The following is a 582-nucleotide window of genomic DNA, read 5'->3' as shown; positions in this document are numbered from 1 at the left end:
ATAAGCCGTAGGCCAATTGTAACCAATCACTGTACTAATGGGGTCTAACATATGACCTTGTATGTAGATATAATTTTTTTCGCCATCGCTTAGATAATCTACTGTATTGGCCATCGATTGCATGTGAGCAGCCGCTCCAACAAGATAGAAGTCTGTTTTCTTGGCTACACTGTGGATACCATGTTCTTGCAAGTCATTTGCTCCATTACGTATTGTTAAGGTACCCCGGCTATGCCCACTAACAATAGCATTGTCATTGCCATAACGATAGATAAAATCTTGGAACTTCTTGGTCGAATTACTCAATCCCCAAGTGCTACCCTCCCAAAACTTTTGATAATATGCTACCCCTAATTCTACCAGCACATCATCAGCTTGGGGAAAGTATGTAAAATAAAGGGGACCATTTTTATTAACAGCCAATTGGACAGCATTACCCGCAGCATCATCTGGTGAATTAAAAATGCCATTGTAGAACATATAAACAGCACCATTAGGGCCTTTTTGTAAATGCTTTTCTTCCTCTGGCTTTAAAAAGTGATACAGAGTGATATATTTTCCATCACTGCCTTTTATAGGTTT

1 pseudogene is annotated in these 582 nt (G+C 39.2%); it reads right to left on the bottom strand.

From position 1 onward, the window contains the following. Nucleotides 1-582, bottom strand: a pseudogene (locus tag ACFIJL_RS09840) (filamentous hemagglutinin); the annotation flags it as partial.

This window comes from Bartonella sp. TT119HLJHH, from assembly GCF_042193385.1.
In the GTDB taxonomy this organism is placed as follows: Bacteria; Pseudomonadota; Alphaproteobacteria; order Rhizobiales; family Rhizobiaceae; genus Bartonella.
The sequence above is the reverse complement of the archived record's forward strand: the minus strand, read 5'-3'. Positions and strand labels throughout refer to the sequence as shown.